21 protein-coding genes and 1 tRNA gene are annotated in these 21,543 nt (G+C 67.3%); 9 read left to right on the top strand and 13 right to left on the bottom strand.

What is annotated here, in order from left to right; genetic code table 11:
* The first annotated feature begins 75 nt into the window (after window positions 1-75).
* From P1U75_RS12350 to P1U75_RS12360, 3 genes are read left to right on the top strand one after another with little or no spacing between them, the layout of a single operon-like run.
* Window positions 76-1,233: an alanine racemase gene (locus tag P1U75_RS12350; protein ID WP_300243775.1), complete on the top strand. Its 1,158-nt coding sequence runs from the start codon at window positions 76-78 to the stop codon at window positions 1,231-1,233.
* Between the two features lie 34 nt (window positions 1,234-1,267).
* A complete protein-coding gene (locus tag P1U75_RS12355) occupies window positions 1,268-3,565 on the top strand; it encodes a xanthine dehydrogenase family protein molybdopterin-binding subunit (protein WP_300243778.1) in 2,298 nt (765 codons plus the stop codon).
* The gene (locus P1U75_RS12360) at window positions 3,543-4,610 is read left to right on the top strand and encodes a DUF2235 domain-containing protein (RefSeq protein ID WP_300243780.1); all 1,068 of its coding nucleotides are present in this window, start codon (window positions 3,543-3,545) and stop codon (window positions 4,608-4,610) included. The genes P1U75_RS12355 and P1U75_RS12360 overlap by 23 nt, the downstream gene beginning before the upstream one ends.
* A gap of 13 nt (window positions 4,611-4,623) precedes the next feature.
* Here P1U75_RS12360 and P1U75_RS12365 read toward each other — a convergent pair whose 3' ends face one another.
* Together P1U75_RS12365 and metF are read right to left on the bottom strand one after the other, a co-directional pair.
* Window positions 4,624-5,130 (bottom strand): PaaI family thioesterase, encoded by a 507-nt coding sequence (locus P1U75_RS12365; RefSeq protein ID WP_300243782.1) that lies wholly within the window; start codon window positions 5,128-5,130, stop codon window positions 4,624-4,626.
* A gap of 57 nt (window positions 5,131-5,187) precedes the next feature.
* Window positions 5,188-6,057 (bottom strand): methylenetetrahydrofolate reductase [NAD(P)H], encoded by an 870-nt coding sequence (metF, locus tag P1U75_RS12370; RefSeq protein ID WP_300243784.1) that lies wholly within the window; start codon window positions 6,055-6,057, stop codon window positions 5,188-5,190.
* A 96-nt stretch (window positions 6,058-6,153) separates the two neighbouring features.
* On the opposite strand from metF, the gene P1U75_RS12375 reads away from it, so the two are divergent.
* A complete protein-coding gene (locus P1U75_RS12375; protein WP_300243786.1) occupies window positions 6,154-7,059 on the top strand; it encodes a LysR family transcriptional regulator in 906 nt (301 codons plus the stop codon).
* Window positions 7,060-7,169: 110 nt separating this feature from the next.
* Here P1U75_RS12375 and P1U75_RS12380 read toward each other — a convergent pair whose 3' ends face one another.
* The 5 genes from P1U75_RS12380 to P1U75_RS12400 form a co-directional block, all read right to left on the bottom strand.
* Complete coding sequence (locus P1U75_RS12380) at window positions 7,170-8,135, bottom strand: calcium/sodium antiporter (protein WP_300243788.1); 966 nt, start codon at window positions 8,133-8,135, stop codon at window positions 7,170-7,172.
* 124 nt (window positions 8,136-8,259) lie between these two features.
* Entirely contained in the window at window positions 8,260-8,805 is a 546-nt protein-coding gene (locus P1U75_RS12385) for a hypothetical protein (RefSeq protein ID WP_300243791.1), read from the bottom strand.
* Between the two features lie 117 nt (window positions 8,806-8,922).
* Complete coding sequence (locus P1U75_RS12390; RefSeq protein ID WP_300243794.1) at window positions 8,923-9,963, bottom strand: NADP-dependent oxidoreductase; 1,041 nt, start codon at window positions 9,961-9,963, stop codon at window positions 8,923-8,925.
* Between the two features lie 95 nt (window positions 9,964-10,058).
* Window positions 10,059-10,472: a VOC family protein gene (locus P1U75_RS12395; protein ID WP_300243796.1), complete on the bottom strand. Its 414-nt coding sequence runs from the start codon at window positions 10,470-10,472 to the stop codon at window positions 10,059-10,061.
* Window positions 10,473-10,496: 24 nt separating this feature from the next.
* Window positions 10,497-10,868, bottom strand: coding sequence for a hypothetical protein (locus tag P1U75_RS12400; protein WP_300243799.1), 372 nt, complete (start codon window positions 10,866-10,868; stop codon window positions 10,497-10,499).
* A 101-nt stretch (window positions 10,869-10,969) separates the two neighbouring features.
* On the opposite strand from P1U75_RS12400, the gene P1U75_RS12405 reads away from it, so the two are divergent.
* On the top strand, window positions 10,970-11,737 hold the full coding sequence (locus P1U75_RS12405) for an alpha/beta fold hydrolase (protein ID WP_300244291.1): 768 nt from the start codon (window positions 10,970-10,972) through the stop codon (window positions 11,735-11,737).
* A gap of 21 nt (window positions 11,738-11,758) precedes the next feature.
* On the opposite strand, the gene P1U75_RS12410 is transcribed toward P1U75_RS12405, so the two are convergent.
* From P1U75_RS12410 to P1U75_RS12425, 4 genes are all read right to left on the bottom strand, one after another.
* On the bottom strand, window positions 11,759-12,151 hold the full coding sequence (locus tag P1U75_RS12410) for a rhodanese-like domain-containing protein (RefSeq protein WP_300243801.1): 393 nt from the start codon (window positions 12,149-12,151) through the stop codon (window positions 11,759-11,761).
* A 95-nt stretch (window positions 12,152-12,246) separates the two neighbouring features.
* Window positions 12,247-12,332 (bottom strand) — tRNA-Leu (locus tag P1U75_RS12415).
* A 61-nt stretch (window positions 12,333-12,393) separates the two neighbouring features.
* Window positions 12,394-12,957: a tetratricopeptide repeat protein gene (locus P1U75_RS12420; protein WP_300243803.1), complete on the bottom strand. Its 564-nt coding sequence runs from the start codon at window positions 12,955-12,957 to the stop codon at window positions 12,394-12,396.
* A 31-nt stretch (window positions 12,958-12,988) separates the two neighbouring features.
* Window positions 12,989-13,477 carry an Lrp/AsnC ligand binding domain-containing protein gene (locus P1U75_RS12425; protein ID WP_300243805.1) on the bottom strand — a complete coding sequence of 163 codons (489 nt, stop codon included), beginning with the start codon at window positions 13,475-13,477 and terminating at the stop codon, window positions 12,989-12,991.
* A 123-nt stretch (window positions 13,478-13,600) separates the two neighbouring features.
* On the opposite strand from P1U75_RS12425, the gene putA reads away from it, so the two are divergent.
* The 3 genes from putA to P1U75_RS12440 all read left to right on the top strand — a co-directional run bounded on the left by putA (window position 13,601) and on the right by P1U75_RS12440 (window position 18,218).
* A complete protein-coding gene (gene putA / locus P1U75_RS12430) occupies window positions 13,601-17,023 on the top strand; it encodes a bifunctional proline dehydrogenase/L-glutamate gamma-semialdehyde dehydrogenase PutA (RefSeq protein WP_300243808.1) in 3,423 nt (1,140 codons plus the stop codon).
* A gap of 71 nt (window positions 17,024-17,094) precedes the next feature.
* Window positions 17,095-17,835 (top strand): rhomboid family intramembrane serine protease, encoded by a 741-nt coding sequence (locus tag P1U75_RS12435; protein WP_300243811.1) that lies wholly within the window; start codon window positions 17,095-17,097, stop codon window positions 17,833-17,835.
* Window positions 17,832-18,218: a GFA family protein gene (locus P1U75_RS12440; RefSeq protein WP_300243813.1), complete on the top strand. Its 387-nt coding sequence runs from the start codon at window positions 17,832-17,834 to the stop codon at window positions 18,216-18,218. The genes P1U75_RS12435 and P1U75_RS12440 overlap by 4 nt, the downstream gene beginning before the upstream one ends.
* Window positions 18,219-18,225: 7 nt before the next feature.
* Here the strand turns inward: P1U75_RS12440 and P1U75_RS12445 are convergent, their stop codons facing one another.
* Together P1U75_RS12445 and glyA are read right to left on the bottom strand one after the other, a co-directional pair.
* The gene (locus P1U75_RS12445; RefSeq protein ID WP_300243816.1) at window positions 18,226-19,011 is read right to left on the bottom strand and encodes an inositol monophosphatase family protein; all 786 of its coding nucleotides are present in this window, start codon (window positions 19,009-19,011) and stop codon (window positions 18,226-18,228) included.
* 175 nt (window positions 19,012-19,186) lie between these two features.
* Window positions 19,187-20,482, bottom strand: a complete 1,296-nt coding sequence (glyA, locus tag P1U75_RS12450; RefSeq protein ID WP_300243818.1) for a serine hydroxymethyltransferase — start codon at window positions 20,480-20,482, stop codon at window positions 19,187-19,189.
* Between the two features lie 165 nt (window positions 20,483-20,647).
* On the opposite strand from glyA, the gene P1U75_RS12455 reads away from it, so the two are divergent.
* Entirely contained in the window at window positions 20,648-21,409 is a 762-nt protein-coding gene (locus P1U75_RS12455; RefSeq protein ID WP_300243820.1) for an NAD kinase, read from the top strand.
* The last annotated feature ends 134 nt before the right edge of the window (window positions 21,410-21,543 follow it).

A 21,543-nucleotide genomic window follows, 5' to 3' on the forward strand; every position in this document is an offset into this window, starting at 1 on the left:
TGCAATCCTATCAAGGTGACACGCGAAATCGACCGAAATCCGCGCGACTCTGGAAAGAAACGCGCGAGGTATGAGATGCAGCAACTTTCCGCCCCCTGGCCCGATCCCGTCGCCTATCTGGCCCGGATGCGGCCCGACGCCCCGGTCCTTTTCCTGTCGCCCGCCACGCTTCAAGCGACCGCGCGACGGTTCCAGGACGGCTTTCCGGGGATGGTGACCTATGCGGTCAAGGCCAACGCCCGGGCCGAGGTTCTGGCCAATCTCGACACCGCCGGGCTCTCGGCCTTCGATGTCGCCTCTCCGGCCGAGATGCGGGCGGTACGCGCGGTGAACCCCGCCGCCGTGCTGCATTACAATAACCCGGTGCGCAGCCCCGATGAGGTCGCGGCGGGCATCGGCGCCGGGGCGGCAAGCTGGTCGGTGGACGACGAAAGCGAGCTGGACAAGCTGGCGCAGGTGCCGCGCGGGGCCGAGATCGCGGTGCGCTTCACCCTGCCGGTCAAGGGCGCGGCCTATGATTTCGGGGAAAAGTTCGGTGCCTCGCCGGAGCGGGCGGCAGACCTGCTGCGGCGCGTCGCCGGGGGCGGCTGGCGCCCGGCGCTGTGTTTCCACCCGGGCACCCAGTGCGAGGATGCCGGCGCCTGGGAAAGCTACATCGCGGCCGCCGCGGGCATCGCCGCCCGCGCCGGGGTGCGGATCGCGCGGCTGAACGTCGGCGGCGGCTTTGCCGCCCATCGCACCGGCCCCGCCCCGGACCTGGTGGAGGTGTTCACGCGCATCAAGGCGGCCACGACACGTGCCTTTGGTGCCGATGCGCCCGCGCTGATCTGCGAGCCGGGGCGCGCGATGGTGTCAGAGGCTTTCACCCTGGCGGCGCGGATCAAGGGGATGCGAAACGACGGCGAGACCCTGTTTCTAAACGACGGCATCTATGGCGGGCTGACCGATCTGCGCGACATGGGGCTGACGAGCCGGGTTCAGGTGCTGGCCCCCGACGGCACCCCGCGCAAAGGCGCGGCGCAGGTGCGCCGGGTGTTCGGGCCCACCTGCGACAGCCTCGACCGGTTGCCCGACGGGCTGGCCCTGCCCGCCGACTCCGCGCCGGGCGACTATGTGCTGTTCGCCGGGATGGGCGCCTATTCCGTGGCCATGACCACCGCGTTCAACGGTTACGGGCTGCGTGACGTGGTGACGGTGCTGCAGCCGACTGGACATTTCCCGCCCGAAAGCTAGGGTCGCGCCTGACAGCAGCGAACAGGGGCGCGCCATGGAAAAGTTCGGGAAAAGTCAGCCGGTCAAACGGGTCGAGGACCAGCGCCTGCTGACCGGTCACGGTCGCTTCGTCGATGATATCGCGCCTGCGGAGGCGCTGCACGCCTTTGTCTTCCGCGCGCCGATGGCGCATGGGGTGATCACCGCGCTGGATCTGGACGAGGCCCGCACCGCCGAGGGCGTGCACCTTGTCGTGACGGTCGAGGACATGGAGGCGGCCGGGATCGACATCGCCATGACCGCCACCGTGGTCAGCAACCGCGACGGCAGCGAGGCCGCCAAGCCGCTGCGCCCGATGCTGGCTCGGGGCAGGGTGCGCCATGTCGGCGAACCGATCGCCGTGGTCATCGCCGAGACGCTGGCGCAGGCGCGCGATGCTGCCGAGTTGATCGGGCTGGAGGTCGATGATCTTCCGGCCAAGCTGGACCTCGCCCCGGGCGGCGAGACGATCCACGAAGATGCCCCCGACAACCGTGCCTTCGACTGGGGGCTGGGTGACGAGGCGGCGACGCAGGCCGCCTTCGATGCCGCCGCCCGAACCGTCAGCCTCGAGATTACCGACAACCGCATCCTCACCTCCTCGATGGAGCCGCGCGGCTGTTTTGCCGAATGGGACGGGCGGCGGCTGCACCTGGCCTTTGGCGGGCAGGGCGTCTGGGGGATGAAAACCCAGCTGGTGGAAAAGTTCGGGCTGGACGAGGATCAGGTCCGCGTCACCAACCCCGATGTCGGCGGCGGCTTCGGCATGAAGGGGATGGCCTATCCGGAGTATTTCGCCGTGGCCCATGCCGCCCGCACGCTGGGCCGCCCGGTGCGCTGGATGTCGGAGCGGACCGAGGCGATGCTCAGCGACAACTCCGGCCGCGATCTCGTCTCGCTGGCCGAGCTGGCGTTTGACGCCGACCACCGGATCACCGCCTACCGCGTGCAGACCCGCTGCAACCTCGGGGCCTACAACGCGCAATTCGGCCAGCCGATCCAGACCATGCTGTTTTCCCGTGTGCTGATGGGGGTTTACGACGTGCAGACCACCTGGCTGCAGGTCGATGGCTATTACACCAACACCACCCAGGTCGATGCCTATCGCGGCGCCGGGCGCCCCGAGGCGATCTATGTGCTGGAGCGGGTGATGGACCGCGCCGCGCGCGAGCTGGGCCTCGATCCGTGGGAGCTGCGCCGCAGGAACTTCATCCGGCCCGACCAGTTTCCCTACAAATCCGCCACCGACGAAACCTATGACGTGGGGGCCTTCGACCGGGTGCTGAGCCGCGCCGAGATCGAGGCCGACGCCGCCGGATTCGCCGCCCGACGCGAGGCCGACGCGAACCGCGGCCTGCTGCGCGGCCTGGGGCTGTGCTATTACATCGAGAGCATTCTGGGCGATCCCACCGAGGGGGCAAAGGTCGAGTTCTGCGATGATGGCAGCGTCAACCTCTATGTCGGCACCCAGTCGAACGGGCAGGGGCATGAAACCGTCTATGCCCAGTTCCTTGCCGACCAGACCGGCATCTCTGCCGGGCGCATTCATGTCATCCAGGGCGACAGTGACCTGATCAAGCAGGGCGGCGGCACCGGCGGCTCGCGCTCCGTCACCACGCAAAGCACCGCGACGCTGGCCACGGTCGAGGCGATGATCGCCGCCTTCACCCCTTATCTCGCCGACAAGATGGGGGTCGAGGAAAGCGCGGTCAGCTTCGATGACGAAACCTTCCGCGCGCCGGGATCGAACCTGACGCCGACCCTGCTGGAGGCCGCCGAGATGGCCCGCGAAGATGGCCGCGCCGACCTGCTGGTGCATGAGGAACGCGCCCAGCTGGACGGTCGGTCCTACCCCAACGGGGCGCATCTGGCCGAGGTGGTCATCGACCCCGAAACCGGGCAGGTCCGCGTCGATCGCTATACTGTCGTCGACGATTTCGGCAACTTGATCAACCCGATGCTGGCCGAGGGGCAGGTGCATGGCGGGGTGGTGCAGGGACTGGGCCAAGCGCTGAGTGAACATGTGGTTTATGACGAGGATGGCCAGCTGCTCACGGCATCGTTCATGGACTATGCCTTGCCGCGCGCGGCCGATACCCCCATGATTGGATTCACCTCGGAGCCGGTCCCATCGACCGCCAACCTCATGGGCATGAAGGGCTGCGGCGAGGCCGGGACCGTGGGGTCGATGGCGGCGGTCGCCAACGCGGTGCAGGATGCGCTGTGGGCGCGCGGCGTGCGGCAGGCTGACATGCCGTTCACGCCGCTCAGAGTTTGGGACATGTTGCGAAATGGTGCTGAAACGGCTGCGTGAACGGATCTTCGGCTGGCTCGGCCGGCCGCTGCAATCGGTTCACTCCGCCGAGACGCGCCACCGTGAGTCGCTGGTCCATGTCATCATCCTCGATGGCACCATGTCGTCTCTCGAACCGGGGCACGAGACCCACGCTGGCGTCACCTATCGGCTGTGCCGCGAGATGGGCGCGCAGGTCTCGGTCTATTACGAGGCCGGGGTACAGTTGCCGGGTTGGCGCGCCGCGCCCGACGTGCTGCTGGGACGCGGCATCAACCGCCAGATCCGCCGTGCCTATGGCTATCTTGCCTCGCGCTATCACACCGGTGACCGGATCTTCCTGATGGGGTACTCGCGCGGCGCCTATGCGGTGCGCTCGCTGGCCGGGGTGATCGACCGGGTCGGGCTGCTGCGCGCCGATTGCGCCACCGAGCGCAATGTCCGCACCATCTATCGCCATTACCAGGACGATCCCGACAGCGATTTCTCCAGTGCTTTCGCCCGCGCCCATTGCCATGAGGCGGTCAGCATCGAGATGGTCGGCGTCTGGGACACGGTCAAGGCGCTGGGCCTGCGCCTGCCGTTCCTGTGGAAATGGTCCGAGGCGCAGCATTCCTTTCACAGCCACACCCTGGGAAAGAGCATCTGCAACGGCTTTCACGCGCTGGCCCTGGACGAGACGCGCGAGGTGTTCGCGCCCGAACTCTGGACCTGCCCGCCGGATTGGAACGGCCGCGTCGAGCAGGTTTGGTTCCGCGGGGCGCATGGCGATGTGGGCGGCCAGCTTGGCGGCTACGAGGTGGCGCGACCGCTGGCTAATATCTCTCTGGTGTGGATGCTGGATCGGGCCGAGACCTGCGGGCTGCCGCTGCCGCGGGGCTGGCGGGCGCGGTTCCACATCGACCCCGACGCGCCCTCGGTCGGCACCTGGCGCGGCTGGGGCAAGATGTTCCTGCTGCGCCGCCGCCGGGTGGTGGGCCGCGATCCCTCCGAACGCCTGCACGATAGCGTGCGAACGCAGATCCCGGGCGTCTCCCCGCCCGGGACCAGCGCGCCCGTAGGCTGACGATGCGCGGGGCTCAGACCTGCGGCGGCGGTTGCAGCACGATGCAGGTGGTCGAGCCGGTGGCGTAAAGCTTGCCGTCCTCGATCCCCCGGATCTCGCCATGTGCCACGCCGGTTGAGCGGCCCACGTGATCGATCACGCCGATGCAGTCCACCTCGGTTCCCAGCGGGATCGAGCGCAGGATATTTATCTTGTATTCCAGGGTGGTATAGGCCGCGCCCTTGGGCACCATGGTTTGAACCGCGCAGGCCATCGCGCTGTCCAGAAGGGTGCCGTACCAGCCGCCATGCACCGTGCCCAGCGGGTTGGTGTAATCGAAGGTGGGCGTTCCGCGGAACACCACGCGGCCCTTGTCGACCGAATGCAGGTGGTAGCCCAGCGTCCTTGAGATCGGTGGCGCGGGCAGGGTTCCGTCGCGGATGCCGCGCATGAACTCCTCTCCCGACATGCTGGCCATGTCGGCGGGGCCGAGAAGCTCCTCGGGGCCCTTCGCGAAATTCGGGGGTGTCGCCTGATTCATCCTGCCCTCCATACTGACAAAGGGCAGGCTAGCAGCCCGCCGGGCGCGGGCAAGCCGTTACGCCACGTTCTCGAGGCTGACCTTGGGGGTGACCCCCAGCGCGTGGCAGACATCGCGGGTCAGTTCGGGGCGGTTGAGCGTGTAGAAGTGCAGCCTGTCGACGCCGCCCTCCAGCAATTCGCTGCACAGTTCGGCGCAGATCGCGGTGGCCAGCAGATCCTCGCGCCCGTCGCGCACCGCCTTTTCAAAGGCGTCCTCGACCCATTGCGGGATCTTGGTGCCGCAGCTGCGGGCAAAGTTGCGCGCGCCCTTCCAGTTCTCGATCGGCAGCACGCCGGGGGTGATCTTCGCCCCGTCGATGCCGGCCTTTTCGCAGGCGTCGCGGAACCGGAAAAAGCTTTCGGATTCGAAGAAAAATTGCGTCAGCGCCTCGTTCGCGCCGGCGTCGAGCTTGCGCTTGAGCCAATCGATGTCGGCCTGCGCGTTGGCGGCCTCGGGATGGGTGTCGGGATAGGCGCCGACGCGGATGGTGAACTTGCCGGTCGCGGCCAGCGCCTCGATCAGCTCGACCGAGTTGGCAAAGCCGCCGGGATAGGGGGTAAACTTTCCCTCGCCCTTGGGCGGATCGCCGCGCAGCGCGACGATCTCGGTCACGCCGGCCTTGGCAAAACCGTCAGCGATTTCAAGGGTTTCCTCCTTGGTGGCATTCACGCAAGTCAGATGCGCCGCGACATTCAGGCCAGAGGATTTGTGCAGCGTCGCCACCGCGTCGCGGGTCAGATCCCGCGTCGTGCCGCCGGCGCCATAGGTGACCGAGACGAACCGCGGGTCGAGCGGCGCCAGAACCTGCACCGTGTCCCAGAGCCGGAAAGAGGCCTGCAGGGTCTGCGGCGGGAAGAACTCAAACGAAACTTCGGGGGCTTTCATCGGTCGAAACATCCTTTGGATTTCGGCCCTTGTTGCATGTCCGGCATTGTGAGACAAACTCATAATTCTCAACAACAACATGAACAAGGCGGTGGGATGCATATCGAGTTCCGGCATCTGCGCACGATCAAGGCGATCCATGATTTCGGCGGGCTGGCGCGGGCGGCCGAGCAACTGAACATCACGCAAAGCGCTTTAAGTCATCAAATCAAGGGGTTGGAGGATCAAGCTGGAGTCGAACTGTTCATCCGCCGGTCGAAACCGATGAAGCTGTCGCCGGCCGGGCTGCGGCTGCTGCGGCTGGCCGAGCAGATCCTGCCGCAGGTCGAGGCGATGGAGGCCGAGTTCAGCGCGCTGCGCTCGGGCGAGACCGGGCGGATGCATATCGCCATTGAATGCCACGCCTGTTTCGAATGGCTGTTCCCGGTGCTGGAGGCGTTCCGAAAGACCTGGCCGGACGTGGATGTGGACATCCGCCCCGGCCTCGCCTTCGACGCGCTGCCGGCGCTGCAAAAGGAGGAGGTCGATCTGGTCGTTTCCTCGGACCCGGAGGATATCGCCGGGGTGGAATTCGTGGAACTCTTTGATTACGCGCCTGTTTTCGTGGCTGCGTCGCAGCATCCGCTGGCGTCCAAACCTTACATCGAGGCCGAGGATTTCCGCGACCAGACCCTGATCACCTACCCGGTGGAGCGGTCGCGGCTGGACGTGTTCAGCCAGCTTCTGACCCCCGCCGGGGTCAGCCCCAAGGCGCTGCGTCCGGTGGAACTGACGGCGGTGATCCTGCTGCTGGTGGCCTCGAACCGGGGCATCTCGGTGCTGCCCGACTGGGTGGTGCGCGAGGTGAAATACAGCTCGGATTACGTCACCCGGCCGCTGACCAGGGACGGCATCACCCGGCGGCTTTATGCTGCGGTGCGCAGCGACGACCGGGAAAAACCCTTTGTGAAGGAGCTGATCTCGCTGGCCCGGCAGGAGGCGAGAAAGCTGCAATCCGCCTGAGGATAAGTACGTTTCACAGCGTGGATTGTACAATTCTCGGGGGATGAATTGCGGTGAAATTCCAGATTTGGGGAGTTTTTGGTGTGAATTGTACAACCCCCATGTTGCCCCTATGGCAGGGCTGCAACCAGCGCGGCGAGATAGGCGACATATCCGAGCACCAGCAGCGCCCCCTCGTGTCGCCCGATGCGCCAGCCGGTGCGGGCGACGAACACCAGTGCAGCGGTCGCCGCCAGCATCACCCAGATATCGCCCCGGATGATCTGTTCCGGAACCGTGACCGGCCGCAAGAGGGCGGTGACGCCGAGGATGCCGAGGATGTTGAAGATGTTGGAGCCGACCACGTTGCCAAAGGCGACCTCGCCCTCGCCTTTGCGGGCGGCGATGACCGAGGTGATCAGTTCGGGCATGGAGGTGCCCAACGCGACCACGGTCAGGCCGATCACCGCCTCGGGCACGCCGAGCCCGGTGGCCAGAGAAACCGCGCCGGTGACCAGCAACCGCGCCGCGCCGATGGTCAGCGCCAGCCCGGCGAGCAGAGCCAGCCAGGCGCGCCAGACGGGCAGCGCGGCGGGCGGCGCGACGACCTCGGCCTCGGCGGCGTAGATCCCGGCGGCCGGGGTGGGGCGGCGCCGTTCGAGGATCAGCGTTGCTGCGACATAGGCGATGAGCAGCAGCAGGAACCCGACGCCGATCGGGCGCCCGATATTGCCGACGAGCACGACGGCGAGCGCCAGCAGCGAGACCAGAACGAGGACGCCGCCATCGCGGCGCAGCGCGGCGGGGGCGATCGCCATCGGGGCCAGCAGGACGGCGGTGCCGAGGATCAGCAGGATGTTGACGATATTGGAGCCCACCACGTTGCCCACGGCGATGCCGGGCGAGCCGGCAAAGGCGGCCTGCACGCTGGTCACCAGTTCGGGGGTGGAGGTTCCGAAGCCGACGAGGGTCAGCCCGATCACCATCGGCGAGAGCCCGGCGCGCCGGGCCACGGCAACAGCGCCGCGCACCAGCATTTCGCCGCCCAGCACAAGGCCGACAAGCCCGGCGATCAGGTAGAGAAGATCGGTGGTCATGGTCCTGCCCGTTCAGATAGTGACAGGAGAAGGGTGGAGAGGACGGGCGGCGCTTTCAAGGGGCGCGCGCCCGCCATCCGTGGATTCAGATCAGCTTGACGATCTGCTTGCCCCTGTTGCCGCCCTACGTCGCCTCAGACCGGAGGCGCTGTCGAGCCACTTTCACGGAGTCTTCCAACCCCAAAATCTCGCTTAGTTTTCCCCTCGATTCATCAATGTCTGTGGCCAGTTGAATGAGTTCTTCGCTTGAGACGCTTTTCGCAAGCGGACCATTCACGTTGCCATTGTCATCTGCATCTTTCCAAGTTTTTCGGTCATAGAAGCGGATAAGAACTTTGCCGTCACCCTTTCGCTCGTAGACACCGTGGCAAAGGCTGTTTCTCCATGTCCTGAAGTCCTCGAGAAAATGGCGAACTTGGTCCTGTTCGGGCTGTGGAAGTGCTTGAAGCCTTGGATGCAGAAGAAGAAAATCGGCCAGTGTTTTACTGTTAACTTGGGTGCCCTCCTGGGCAGTTTCTTGGGGAATGCTTAGCTGATCTTGTTCGGAGGGAATTTTTGTCTCAACTGTCCACACCTTTCGGAGAAAATTCTCAAAATGTGAACAGGCGACCACGGCCATTCCGATCGCGTGGAAGTCTCTTGGGGACAATGTTTGAGGTATTCCATTCATGCCTTGATCCTCCTCAGTGCGAATGACTTTAACTGGCGCCGCCGGCCTTGGGGCCGGGCGAGAAGGTGGGCGGGTGTCGACCCCGGATCAAGTCCGGGGTGACAGGGAGGGGTGCCCTCAGATCAGCTTGACGATCTGCTTGCCGACGTTGCCGCCCTTGAGCAACGCCATGAAAGTGGCCGGCGCGTTTTCCAGCCCCTCGGCGATATCCTCCAGATAGGCAATCTCGCCGCCCAGCACCTTCGGCGCGATCTCCTGCAGGAACTGCGGGTAGCGGTCGAAATGGTTGGAGATGATGAAGCCGTTGACCGAGAGGAACTTCACCAGGATGTTGCGCCACAAGCCGGGCGCGGTGAGCCCCTCGTCGCGGGCCCCGGCGCCGAGGCCGCCGGCGTTGTACCAGGCGATCATGCCGCAGATCGGGATGCGGCCGTGATTGTTCATCAGCGGCATCACCGCCTCGAGCACCTTGCCGCCGACGTTCTCGAAATAGATGTCGACGCCGTCGGGGCATTCGCCCTTGAGCGCGGCGCGCAGATCGCGGGCGCTGTCATGGGCGCGGTGGTCGAGGCAGGCGTCGAAGCCGAATTTTTCGGTCGCCAGCTTGCATTTGTCGGCGCCGCCGGCGATGCCGACAGTGCGCAGGCCGGCAAGGCGTGCCACCTGTCCCACCATCGAGCCGACCGGGCCGGTGGCGGCGGCGACGACCAGCGTCTCGCCCGCCTTGGGCTTGCCGTACTCGGTCAGCCCGTGCCAGCCGGTGAAGCCCGGCATGCCGAGCACGCCCAAGGCGGTGGTGATCGGCGCCTGTGCCGGGTCGAGCTTGCGCAGCTGGTTGCCGGGCAGACAGCCGTGGGTGGCCCAGCCGAACATGCCAAAGGCGAAATCGCCGGGTTTGAAATGCGGGCTGTTCGAGGCGATCACCTCGCCCACGGCGCCAGCCTCCATGGTGCCGCCGATCGGCACCGGGGCGGCATAGGACTTGGCGTCGTCCATGCGCCCGCGCATGTAAGGGTCCAGAGACATGTAGTGGCTGCGCACCAGAACCTCGCCCTCGCCCGGGGTCGGGATCGGGGCGGATTCATAGCTGAAATTGTCGGGGCCCGGGGCGCCCTCGGGCCGGCTGGCCAGGGCGACGCGGTACATCTGATCTGTCATGGCGTTTCCTCCTTCGCGCTTTGGCGCAACGGTGGCGGTCATCGGCGGGCTTGGCAAGCGGGCCGGGGGGTAACGTGGCGGCAGAGGGATGGTGCCTAGCGGGAAAAGATCCCGTCGAAATCGGCAAATCCCTTGATCTCGATCGGGTTTCCGGACGGATCGAAAAAGAACATGGTGCGTTGCTCGCCCGGCTCCCCTTCAAAGCGGATCACCGGGGGAATGTCGAAGTCGATCCCCTCGCGTTCCAGCCGCGCCGAAAGCGCCAGCCAGGTGTCGAGTGGCAGCACCGCGCCCATGTGCGGCATCATCACCATGTGATCGCCCACCTTGCCGCTGCGCGTGGTCGCAAACGGCTCGCCCCGGTGCAGCGAGAGCTGATGGCCGAAGAAATCGAAATCCACCCATGTCTCGGTGCTGCGCCCCTCGGCGCAGCCCAGCACGCGGCCGTAGAAATCGCGCGCGGCGTCGAGATCGCGCACATGGATGGCAAGGTGAAAGACAGAGTTCATGCCGGTGTCCTTGATGTTCAGGTCTTACAGGTAGCCGCGCCAGACCAGCACCGCGATCAGCAGCGCCGCAAAGGCCAGCATGTTGAAGACAAGACCGCCCAGCATCCCCAGCCACCAGCCCTTGCGCCGGTCGGCGAGGTCGATGGCGTTGAGGTGGGCCTCCACCTCGCGCGCGGCCTTGTCCAGCGCATCGGCGTCCAGCGTCAGTCGCAGGCGGGGGTGGGCGGCAAAGGGCTCCGCCTCGGCCAGGCGGGCGGCCTGGGCCCGGATCCGGCGGGGCAACTGGTGGCGCGCCTGGTGCAGCGCCGCGCGCAGGGTGGCGCCGCGCGCGCCCAGACGGGCCTGCATCAGCGCGGTGATCCCGGCGATCCGGTCTGGGGTCTGGGCGTGGGTCATCGGCGGCTCTCCTGCCCGGGTAATCTAGCGGCGCGGGGCGGGGGCCTCAATGGGGGGCGTTGGGTCTGGCCCTTGCCCCCGGCAGAGGCTATCACGGCGCCATGTTGCACTGGATTTCCCATCCCCCCGCCCCGGGCGCCGCCGATGTGCCCCCGTTGCTGATCGCGCATGGGCTGTATGGCTCGGCGCGCAACTGGGGCGTGATCGCCAGGCGGCTGTCGGACCAGCGTCAGGTGGTGGCGGTGGACATGCGCAACCACGGCCAGAGCCCCTGGGCCACGCCGCACCGCTACGAGGACATGGCCGACGACCTGGCCGAGGTGATCGGTGAGATCGGCGGGCGGGCCGACGTGCTGGGCCATTCCATGGGCGGCAAGACGGCGATGATGCTGGCGCTGCGGCATGGCGCGGCGGTGAACCGGCTGCTGGTGGCCGATATCGCGCCGGTGCCCTATGACCATTCGCAGATGCAGTTCATCGAGGCGATGCGCGCGGTGGACCTGTCGAAGGTCGAGAAACGCTCGGACGCCGAGGCGCAACTGGCGGCGCTGGGGGTGGATCGGGCGCTGCAAAGCTTTTTCACCCAGTCGCTGGACCTCAAGGCGAAACGCTGGCGGCTGAACCTTGATGCGCTGGCCGCCGACATGGACGAGATTCTGTCGTTTCCGCAGGTCGAGGGGCATTGGGACGGTCCGGCGCTGTTCCTGTCGGGGTCGGAGTCGGACTATGTGAAGCCGGAGTATCGCCCGCGCATTCGCGAATTGTTCCCGAATGCGCGGTTCGCGCGGCTGTCCGGGGCAGGTCACTGGCTGCATGCGGAAAAGCCGCGCGAATTCGAGGCGACGGTGCGGGCGTTCCTGAACGCCTGAGCCGCACCGCCGGGGTTGCCGTCACATGCCCTGGTCGACCGGCTCGATCATCGGGCCGCCGGATTTCTTCCAGTCGTCCAGCCCGCCCATGTTGAAGACCTGGCCATAGCCCATGTCCTTGAGCAGCTTGCCGGCCAGCGCGGCACGGCCGCCGGAGGCGCAGTGCAGCACGATCGGGCGGTCAAAGCGCATTTCGGGATCGTGGAACTGGGTGGCCGGATCGGCGCGAAACTCCAGCATGCCGCGCGGGACATGGTGCGCGCCGACCGCGCGGCCGGCGTTCTGCAGCTCCGGCGCGTCGCGGATGTCGAGCAGCAACGCCCCCTGCGCCACCATCTCCTGGGCTTTCTGGCCGTCGATCCGTTCCACCGCCGCGTTGGCGGCCTCCATCATCTGCTGTACCGTCAATCGCATCGTGTTCTCCTGTTCACGCGGTTCGCGGGCAGGCTAGCATGGCGGTTGGGGCGGGGCCACAGAGCAGGCGCCGGATCACGATCAATTCAGAGGGTTGGTGCGGGCGGCGGGACTCGAACCCGCACGGGACTAAGCCCTAGGGATTTTAAGTCCCTTGTGTCTACCATTCCACCACGCCCGCGCGGCCCCATGGGGCGGGCCAGATGTAACGCCGCGGTCCTGCGGGCACAATCGGGATTTGTTCAGATATCCTCGCCCGGCGGCGCCAGCGGCGCGCCCGGTGCGGCCAGGCTGCGCTCGGGCAGCCAGGGGTTCAGCGCCAGCGCGCGGGCGAGGCTGTCGCGCGCCGCCTCGGTCCGGCCCAACGCGTAGAGCGACAGCGCCCTGCCGCTGAGTGCCGCGATATGGTCCGGCGCGCGGGCCAGCGCGCGATCCAGATCGGCCAGCGCGGCGGTGAAATCCTGCCGCAGGTAATGCACGAAGGCGCGTTGGTTGTAGCCCTCGGCATAGTCCGGGCAATAGGCGATCAGCGCGTCGAAGTCCTTGATCGCGCCGAGAAAATCGTAACCGGCGCGCTTGGTCATGCCGCGATCGAGGATCGCCTGCGCCTGATCGTCGGGGGCGTCGGCCCAATACGCCCACATACGGTTGCCGATCTCGCGCGCCTCGGCGGCGCTTTCGGCGGCCTGCACCTCGGCCACCAGGGCGGCAAGCGGTTCGGAATGGTCGGGCGGCGGCGGGCAGGGTTCGGCCCATGCGGGCGCGGCGAGGAGCAGGGCGGCTAGGGTGATCGGCAGGCGTCTCATGCGGCCAAGCGTGGCACAGAACCCCCGCCGGTCAAGTCACGTTTTCGAGCGGTCCCAGCGGCCCGCCCTCCTTGACCGCCTGCATCGCCACATAGGTCGAGGTGCTGGAGACATGCGGCAGGGTCGAGATGACCTCGGCCAGAACCCGACGGTAATCGGCCATGGAGCGCGTGCGCACCTTCATCAGGTAGTCGAAGTTGCCGGCGATCAGATGCGCCTGCTCGATCTCGCCCACCTTGGCGACGGCGGCATTGAACTCGGCCAGCGCCGCCTCGCGGGTGTCGGTCAGCCGCACCTCGACAAAGGCGACGTGATCCAGCCCGAGACGGATCGGGTCGACCAGCGCGCGGTAACCGGTGATGATGCCGCTCGCCTCCAGCCGCCGCAGCCGAGCCTGGGTCGGCGATTTCGACAATCCGATGCGCCGCGCCAGATCGGCGATGGAGATTCGCCCGTCCTCGGCCAGAACGGAAAGAATCGCGCGGTCGAACCGGTCGAGGCCGGGAAGGTCGTTTGGCATTTGTTTCGCCCGAAAATTCAGTCGATTTGGCTTTGATTCGCATGAAATCAGGCGAATGTCCCGCAAATTCGGCGATATAAGGGCGGTATTGGCAGGCGGACTGCCCCAACCCCGAGGATTGCCATGACTGCCCCCACCTGCGACCTGCGCCATCAGATCGACGCCCACACCTATGCCGACCCCGAGGCCGCGTTGGAGCGGCTGGTGCATCTGGCCGACCTGTCGCCGCAGGCCCGCGCGGCGATCAGCGCGCAGGCGGCGCAGCTTGTGCGCGACATCCGGGCCAGCACCGCGCCGGGGCTGATGGAGGTGTTTCTGGCCGAATACGGGCTCTCGACCGAGGAGGGGGTCGCGCTGATGTGCCTGGCCGAGGCGCTGCTCAGGGTGCCGGACGCCGAGACCATCGACGCGCTGATCGAGGACAAGATCGCGCCCAGCGACTGGGGCAAGCATCTGGGTCATTCCACCTCGCCGCTGGTCAATGCCTCGACCTGGGCGCTGATGCTGACCGGCAAGGTTCTGGACGACGACAAACCCAGCCCCGCGCGCGCGCTGCGCGGCGCGATCAGGCGGCTGGGCGAGCCGGTGATCCGCACCGCCGTCGGCCGTGCCATGCGCGAGATGGGCCGCCAGTTCGTGCTGGGCGAGGATATCGGCGCGGCGATGAAACGGGCCGCGGGGATGGAGGCCAAGGGCTACTCCTATTCCTACGACATGCTGGGCGAGGCGGCGCGCACCGAGGCGGACGCGACCCGCTATCACCTGTCCTATTCGCGGGCGATCACCGCGATCGCGCAAGCCTGCACGCGGGACGACATCCGCGACAACCCGGGTATCTCCGTCAAGCTCTCGGCGCTGCATCCGCGCTACGAGGTGGCGCAGGAGGGGCGCGTGATGGAGGACCTGGTGCCGCGCCTGCGCGCGTTGGCGCTGCTGGCCAAGTCGGCGCGCATGGGGCTGAACATCGACGCGGAAGAGGCCGACCGGCTGTCGCTGTCGTTGCAGGTGATCGACACGGTTCTGGCCGAACCGGCGCTTTCCGGCTGGGACGGCTTCGGCGTGGTGGTGCAGGCCTATGGCCCGCGCGCGCCCCATGTGATCGACGCGCTGTATGACATGGCCGAGCGGCACGACCGCAGGCTGATGGTGCGGCTGGTCAAGGGTGCCTATTGGGACAGCGAGATCAAGCGCGCCCAGGTCGAGGGGATGGAGGGCTTTCCGGTGTTCACCCGCAAGCCGGTGACCGATGTCTCCTACATCGCCAATGCGCGCAAGCTGCTGGGGATGACCGACCGGATCTATCCGCAGTTCGCCACCCATAACGCCCATACGGTCAGCGCGATCCTGCACATGGCCGGTGATGCGCCCTATGAGTTCCAGCGGCTGCACGGCATGGGCGAGACGCTGCACAACCTGGTGATGGAACAGAACCGGACCCGCTGCCGCATCTATGCCCCGGTGGGCGCGCACCGCGATCTGCTGGCCTATCTGGTGCGGCGGCTGCTGGAGAACGGCGCCAACAGTTCCTTCGTCAACCAGATCGTCGATGAGGAGGTGCCGCCCGAGGTGGTCGCCGCCTGTCCGTTCGATGCAGCGGGAGAGCTTGCCGCACCGCTGCCCACGGGGGCCGATCTGTTCGCCCCCGAACGACGCAACTCGCGCGGGTTCGACCTGACCCATGCGCCGACCCTTGCCGCGATCGAGGCCGCCCGCGCCCCCTTTGCCGCGCATCAATGGCAGGCCGTCCCGCTGCTGGCCGGACCGGCGGCGCCGGAGGCGGCGGTGCCGGTGATCAACCCGGCCGGGCCCAAGGACAGTCGCGGCGACAGCCCCGGCACGGTGGCCTGGGCCAGTGCGGCGGATGTGGAGACCGCTCTGTCAGGGGCGCAGACCTGGGACGCCCCGGCAGAGCTGCGCGCCAAGGTGCTGAACGCGGCGGCTGATCTCTACGAGGCGCATTACGGCGAGATCTTCACGCTGGTCGCGCGCGAGGCGGGCAAGACCCTGCCCGACGCGGTGGCCGAGCTGCGCGAGGCGGTGGATTTCCTGCGTTATTACGCCGCCAACATCCCCGGGGGCGATCCGGCGGGGACCTTTACCTGCATCAGCCCGTGGAACTTTCCGCTGGCGATCTTCACCGGGCAGATCGCGGCGGCGCTGGCCACCGGCAACGCGGTGCTGGCCAAGCCCGCCGAGCAGACGCCGCTGATCGCGCATCTCGCCGTCTCGCTGCTGCACGAGGCCGGGGTGCCGCGCAGCGCGTTGCAACTGCTGCCCGGCGCCGGGGCGGTCGGCGCCGCGCTGACCTCCGATCGCCGTGTCGATGGTGTCGCCTTCACCGGCTCGACCGAAACCGCGCGGCTGATCCGCGCGGCAATGGCCGAAAACCTTGCCCCCGGCGCGCCGCTCATTGCCGAGACCGGCGGGCTGAACGCGATGATCGTGGACAGCACCGCGCTGCCGGAACAGGCGGTGCAGGCGGTGGTCGAAAGTGCCTTCCAGTCTGCCGGGCAACGCTGTTCGGCGCTGCGCTGCCTCTACGTGCAGGAGGACGTGGCCGAGGATCTGCTGACCATGCTCAAGGGGGCGATGGACGCGCTTGTCATCGGCGATCCCTGGGCGCTTTCCACCGATGTCGGCCCGGTGATCGACGCAGAGGCGCAGGCCGGGATCGCGGCCCATATCGACCGCGCCCGCGCCGAGGGGCGGCTGCTGAAGGAAATGCCTCTGCCCGCGGGCGGCACCTTTGTCACCCCGGCGTTGATCGCGATTTCGGGCATCGAGGATCTGCAGCGCGAGATTTTCGGCCCGGTGCTGCATGTGGCGCGGTTCAAGGCGCGCGACCTCGACCGGGTGATCGACGCGATCAATGCCACCGGCTACGGGTTGACCTTCGGGTTGCAGACCCGGATCGACGACCGGGTGCAGCATGTGACCGAGCGGGTGAAGGCCGGCAACATCTATGTCAACCGCAACCAGATCGGCGCCATCGTCGGCAGCCAGCCGTTCGGCGGCGAGGGGCTGTCGGGCACCGGGCCAAAGGCGGGCGGGCCGCGCTACATGCCCCGGTTCTGTGCCCCCGACCGGCGCGACAGCGCTGCGACATGGTCCGCCACCGTGGCCGAGCTGCCCGCGCCCGAGGGCAAGGCCGCCCCGCCCGAGCCGGTGACGCTGCCGGGGCCGACCGGGGAATCCAACCGGCTGTCGCTGGTGCCGCGCGCGCCGCTGCTGTGCCTGGGCCCGGGCGAGGAGGCCGCCGGCGAACAGGCGCGGATGGTGTGTGCGCTGGGCGGTCAGGCGATCCGTGCCACCGGCATGATCGACCTGCACCGGCTGGAGCATCTGGAGGGGATCGGCGGGGTGCTCTGGTGGGGCGATGCGGCCACCGCGCGGCAGATCGAACAGGCGCTGTCACGGCGCGCCGGGCCGATCCTGCCGCTGATCCCGGGCGCGCCCGACCGCGCGAGGGTGATGGGCGAGCGGCACGTCTGCGTCGATACCACGGCGGCGGGGGGCAACGCCGCGCTGCTGGGCGGGATGGCCTGAGGGCGCGCGTAATCGCCCCGCGCCGGTGCTGAGCGCTTGACGCGGGGGCGGTTTCGCCGCAGCTTCCCGCCATGCTGCCGATCCGCGATCACAACCCCTCGGGGCGCACGCCTTACGTCGTCTACGCCCTGATGGCGCTCAATATCGGCGTGTACCTGACCTATATCGGCCAGCCCGACCAGGTGGTGCTGCACGATGTCTTTCTGGACTGGGCGCTGATCCCGGCGCGGCTGAGCCAGGGCGGCGGCATCGAGACGCTGCTTACGTCGACCTTTCTGCACGGCGGGGTGATGCATCTGGCCGGCAACATGCTGTTCCTGTGGATCTTCGGCGACAACCTCGAAGACGAGATGGGCCACCTGTGGTTCCTGGCCTTCTACCTCGCCAGCGGGATCGGGGCCGGGCTGATCCATGTCCTGATGGGGCCCTATTCGCCGGTGCCCACGGTGGGCGCCTCGGGCGCCATCGCCGGGGTGATGGGGTCCTATCTGCTGCTGTTTCCCAAGGCGCGGGTGGATATCCTGATCATCCTGGTGATTTTCTTCCGCATCCTGGCGATCCCCGCCTGGCTGATGCTGGGGCTCTGGCTGGTGTTCCAGTTCCTCGGGGGGCTCGAGTCGGACCCCAACGGCGGCGGCGTGGCCTATTGGGCGCATGCGGGGGGCTTCATGGTGGGGCTGGGGCTGACGGTGCCGCTCTGGCTGCGGCGCGGCGGGCCGGGGTTCTGGAACCGGACCCACGGGCTGCCGCCGCACCCGGAGGCCCGCTACAAGCTGAGCGCCAGCCGCATTCCCAGGGTGCCGCGCCGATGAGTGATCTGTCCGACACCCCCGAGACGCGCCGCGCAAGTTGTCATTGCGGCGCGGTGGTGATCGAGGCGTTCCTGCCCCATGGCCTCGCCTCGGCCAGCCGTTGCGACTGTTCGATCTGCCGCCGACGCGGGCCGGGGGCGGTGACGGCACTGACCGCAAGGGTCAGCGTGGTGCAGGGCGCAGAGAACCTCGGCCTCCACACCTGGGGCACCCATACCGCGAAACACTATTTCTGCCGGACCTGCGGCATCTACACCCATCACCAGCGCCGCTCGGACCCGGCGGAATGCGGCATCAACATCGGCTGCCTCGACGGCATCGACCCGCGCGATTTCGCCGCGATCCCCTGGACCGACGGCATCAATCACAGCTGCGACCGCTAGGCAGAGTTCAGCCCCGGATCACCTTGGCGAAACCGTCGAAGATCGGTTCGTTGGCGCAGATCACCTCGCCGTCCTCGAGGATGTCCTTGCCGGGGGTCAGCGGCTGGATCAGCCCGCCGGCCTCGCGCACCAGGATCACCCCGGCGGCGAGATCCCAAGCGTTGAGCCGGCGTTCCCAGAACCCCTCGTATCGGCCGGCGGCGACATAGGCCATGTCGAGCGCGGCCGAGCCCCAGCGCCGCACCCCGGCGCAGGCGGGCATCAGGCGGGCCAGGTCCTGCAGCGTCAGCGGCAGGTCGGCGCGGCCACCAAAGGGCAGGCCGGTGGCAAAGATCGACTCGATCATCTTGTGGCGCCCCGAGACCCGCAGGCGCTTGTCGTTCATCCAGGCGCCGGCGCCCTTTTCGGCAAAGAACATCTCGTCCTTGGCGGCGTCGAAGATGACACCGGCGACGACCTCGCCCTTGTGCTCCAGCCCGATCGAGACCGCCCAGTGCGGCAGCCCGTGCAGGAAGTTGGTGGTGCCGTCGAGCGGATCGACGATCCAGCGCCGGGTCGGGTCGTTGCCGTCCTCGGCGCCGCCCTCCTCGGCCAGCCAGCCGTAGTTGGGCCGCGCGCCCATCAGCTCGTCTTTCAGGATCTTCTCGGCGGAGATGTCGGCCTTGGAGACGAAATCGCCCGCCCCTTTCATCGAGACCTGCAGGTTCTCGACCTCGCGGAAGTCCTTGACCAGCGAACGCCCGGCCTTGCGCGCGGCCTTGATCATGATGTTCAGATTGGCGCTGCCTATCATCGTCGGAACTCCGGTTCGGTCTGCTCAGCGCGGGGGCGCGCGCGAGAGGGGGTAGGGTTGGGATCAGATGGCGCGTATACGCGCGCCGGGGACCGTTGCCAAGGGCCAAGGGGCACCCACGCGAAACGGCCGCCGGGGCAAACCGGCGGCCGCGTGTTGTCGTCGTCGGGCCGGATCAGCGGCCGGGATAGATCGGGAAGCGGGCGCAGAGGGCGGCGACCTCAGACTTGACCTTTTCCTCGACCTCGGCGTTGCCGTCCTCGCCATTGGCGGCCAGCCCGTCGACAACCTCGATGATCCAGTCGGCGATCTGGCGGAACTCCGCCTCGCCGAAGCCGCGGGTGGTGCCGGCGGGCGAGCCCAGACGGATGCCGGAGGTCACGGTGGGTTTCTCCGGATCGAACGGCACGCCGTTCTTGTTGCAGGTGATATGGGCCCGGCCCAGCGCCTTTTCGGTGGCATTGCCCTTGACGCCCTTGGGCCGCAGATCGACCAGCACCACATGGGTGTCGGTGCCGTGGGTGACCGTATCGAGCCCGCCTTTGATCAGCTGGTCGGAAAGCGCCTGGGCGTTCTTGATCACCTGCTGCGCGTAGGCCTTGAACTCAGGCCGCAGCGCCTCGCCGAAGGCGACGGCCTTGGCCGCGATCACATGCATCAGCGGGCCGCCCTGGATGCCGGGGAAGATCGCCGAGTTCACCTTCTTGGCGATGTCCGCGTCATTGGTCAGGATCATGCCGCCGCGCGGGCCGCGCAGGGTCTTGTGGGTGGTGGTGGTGGCCACATGCGCATGCGGGAAGGGCGAGGGATGCTCGCCCGCTGCCACGAGGCCCGCGAAATGCGCCATGTCGACATGCAGCAGCGCGCCGACGCTGTCGGCGATCTCGCGCATTTTGGCAAAGTCGATCTGGCGCGGGATGGCCGAGCCGCCGGCGATGATCAACTTGGGGTTATGCTCTTTCGCAAGCTCCTGCACCTGGTCGTAGTCGATCAGGTTGTCCTGCTGGCGGACGCCGTATTGCACCGCGTGAAACCACTTGCCCGACTGGTTCGGTTTGGCGCCGTGGGTCAGGTGGCCGCCGGCATCGAGGCTCATCCCGAGGATGGTGTCGCCGGGCTGGATCAGCGCCTGGTAGACGCCCTGGTTGGCCTGGGAGCCGGAGTTGGGCTGCACGTTGGCAAATTCGCAGCCGAACAGTTCCTTGGCCCGCTCGATGGCGAGGTTCTCGGCGATGTCGACGAACTGGCAGCCGCCATAGTAGCGCCGGCCGGGATAGCCTTCGGCGTATTTGTTGGTCATCACCGAGCCCTGCGCCTCCATCACGGCGGCGCTCACGATGTTCTCGGAGGCGATCAGTTCGATCTCGTCGCGCTGGCGGCCCAGTTCGAGGTCGATGGCCTTGGCGATCTCGGGGTCGCGCTCGGCAAGGGATTGGGTGAAGAAACCGGTGTCACGGGTGGGCGCGTTCATGGTAATTCCCATCATCTGCGGTGGATGGCGGTTTACCTAATGGAAAGCCGCGGGCGCGAAAAGCCCGGAATGCGACGATTCGGCATGATGCCGCGGCAACACTGGTCAAGGGCGGAAAGATATGCTTGTTTCGGAGCCGGATGCGCAACACCGGAAACCCCTGCCATGCCACTGAAAATCGCGTTCATGGCCAGCGATGCGCCGGTGGCGCAGACGGCGCGGGACACCCTGATCGCCCGCTACGGTGACGCGACGCCAGAGGAGGCCGAGGTGATCGTGGCGCTGGGCGGCGACGGGTTCATGCTGCGCACGCTGCACGCCACCCAGGATCTGCCGGCGCCGGTCTATGGCATGAACCGGGGCACCATCGGCTTTTTGATGAACGAATACAGCGAGGCCGACCTGATGGAGCGGCTGAAGGCGGCGGAGCAGGAGATCATCAATCCGCTGTCGATGACGGCGATGGACCGGCAGGGCAAACTGCACCGCGCGCTGGCCATCAACGAGGTGAGCCTTTTGCGCGCCGGTCCGCAGGCGGCCAAGCTGCGGATCAGCGTCGACGGGCGGTTGCGGCTGTCGGAGCTGGTCTGCGACGGGGCGCTGCTGGCCACCCCGGCGGGATCGACCGCCTACAACTACTCCGCGCACGGGCCGATCCTGCCGATCGGCTCGGACGTGCTGGCACTGACCGCGATCGCGGCGTTCCGGCCAAGGCGCTGGCGCGGGGCGCTGCTGCCCAAGACCGCGCGGGTCCGCTTCGACGTGCTCGAGGCCGACAAGCGGCCGGTGATGGCGGATGCCGATTCGATCTCGATCATGGATATCGACTGGGTCGAGATCCGCTCGGAGCCCAAGATCGAGCATCGCATCCTGTTTGATCCCGGACACGGGCTGGAAGAGCGGCTGATCGCGGAGCAGTTCACCTGAGGCGGGGCGAAACCGGCGCCGTTTTTCTCGGGATATTGTGACGAATGTCACAGAGTCGACACGAGAGCCAGGCTATCAGGATCCCGACTGCTAAGCAGCGCGCCGGGTTCGTGAGTGAACCCCGGATCTAGATA

Origin of the sequence: Antarcticimicrobium sp. (assembly GCF_029212575.1) — a bacterium.
GTDB lineage: Bacteria > Pseudomonadota > Alphaproteobacteria > Rhodobacterales > Rhodobacteraceae > Antarcticimicrobium.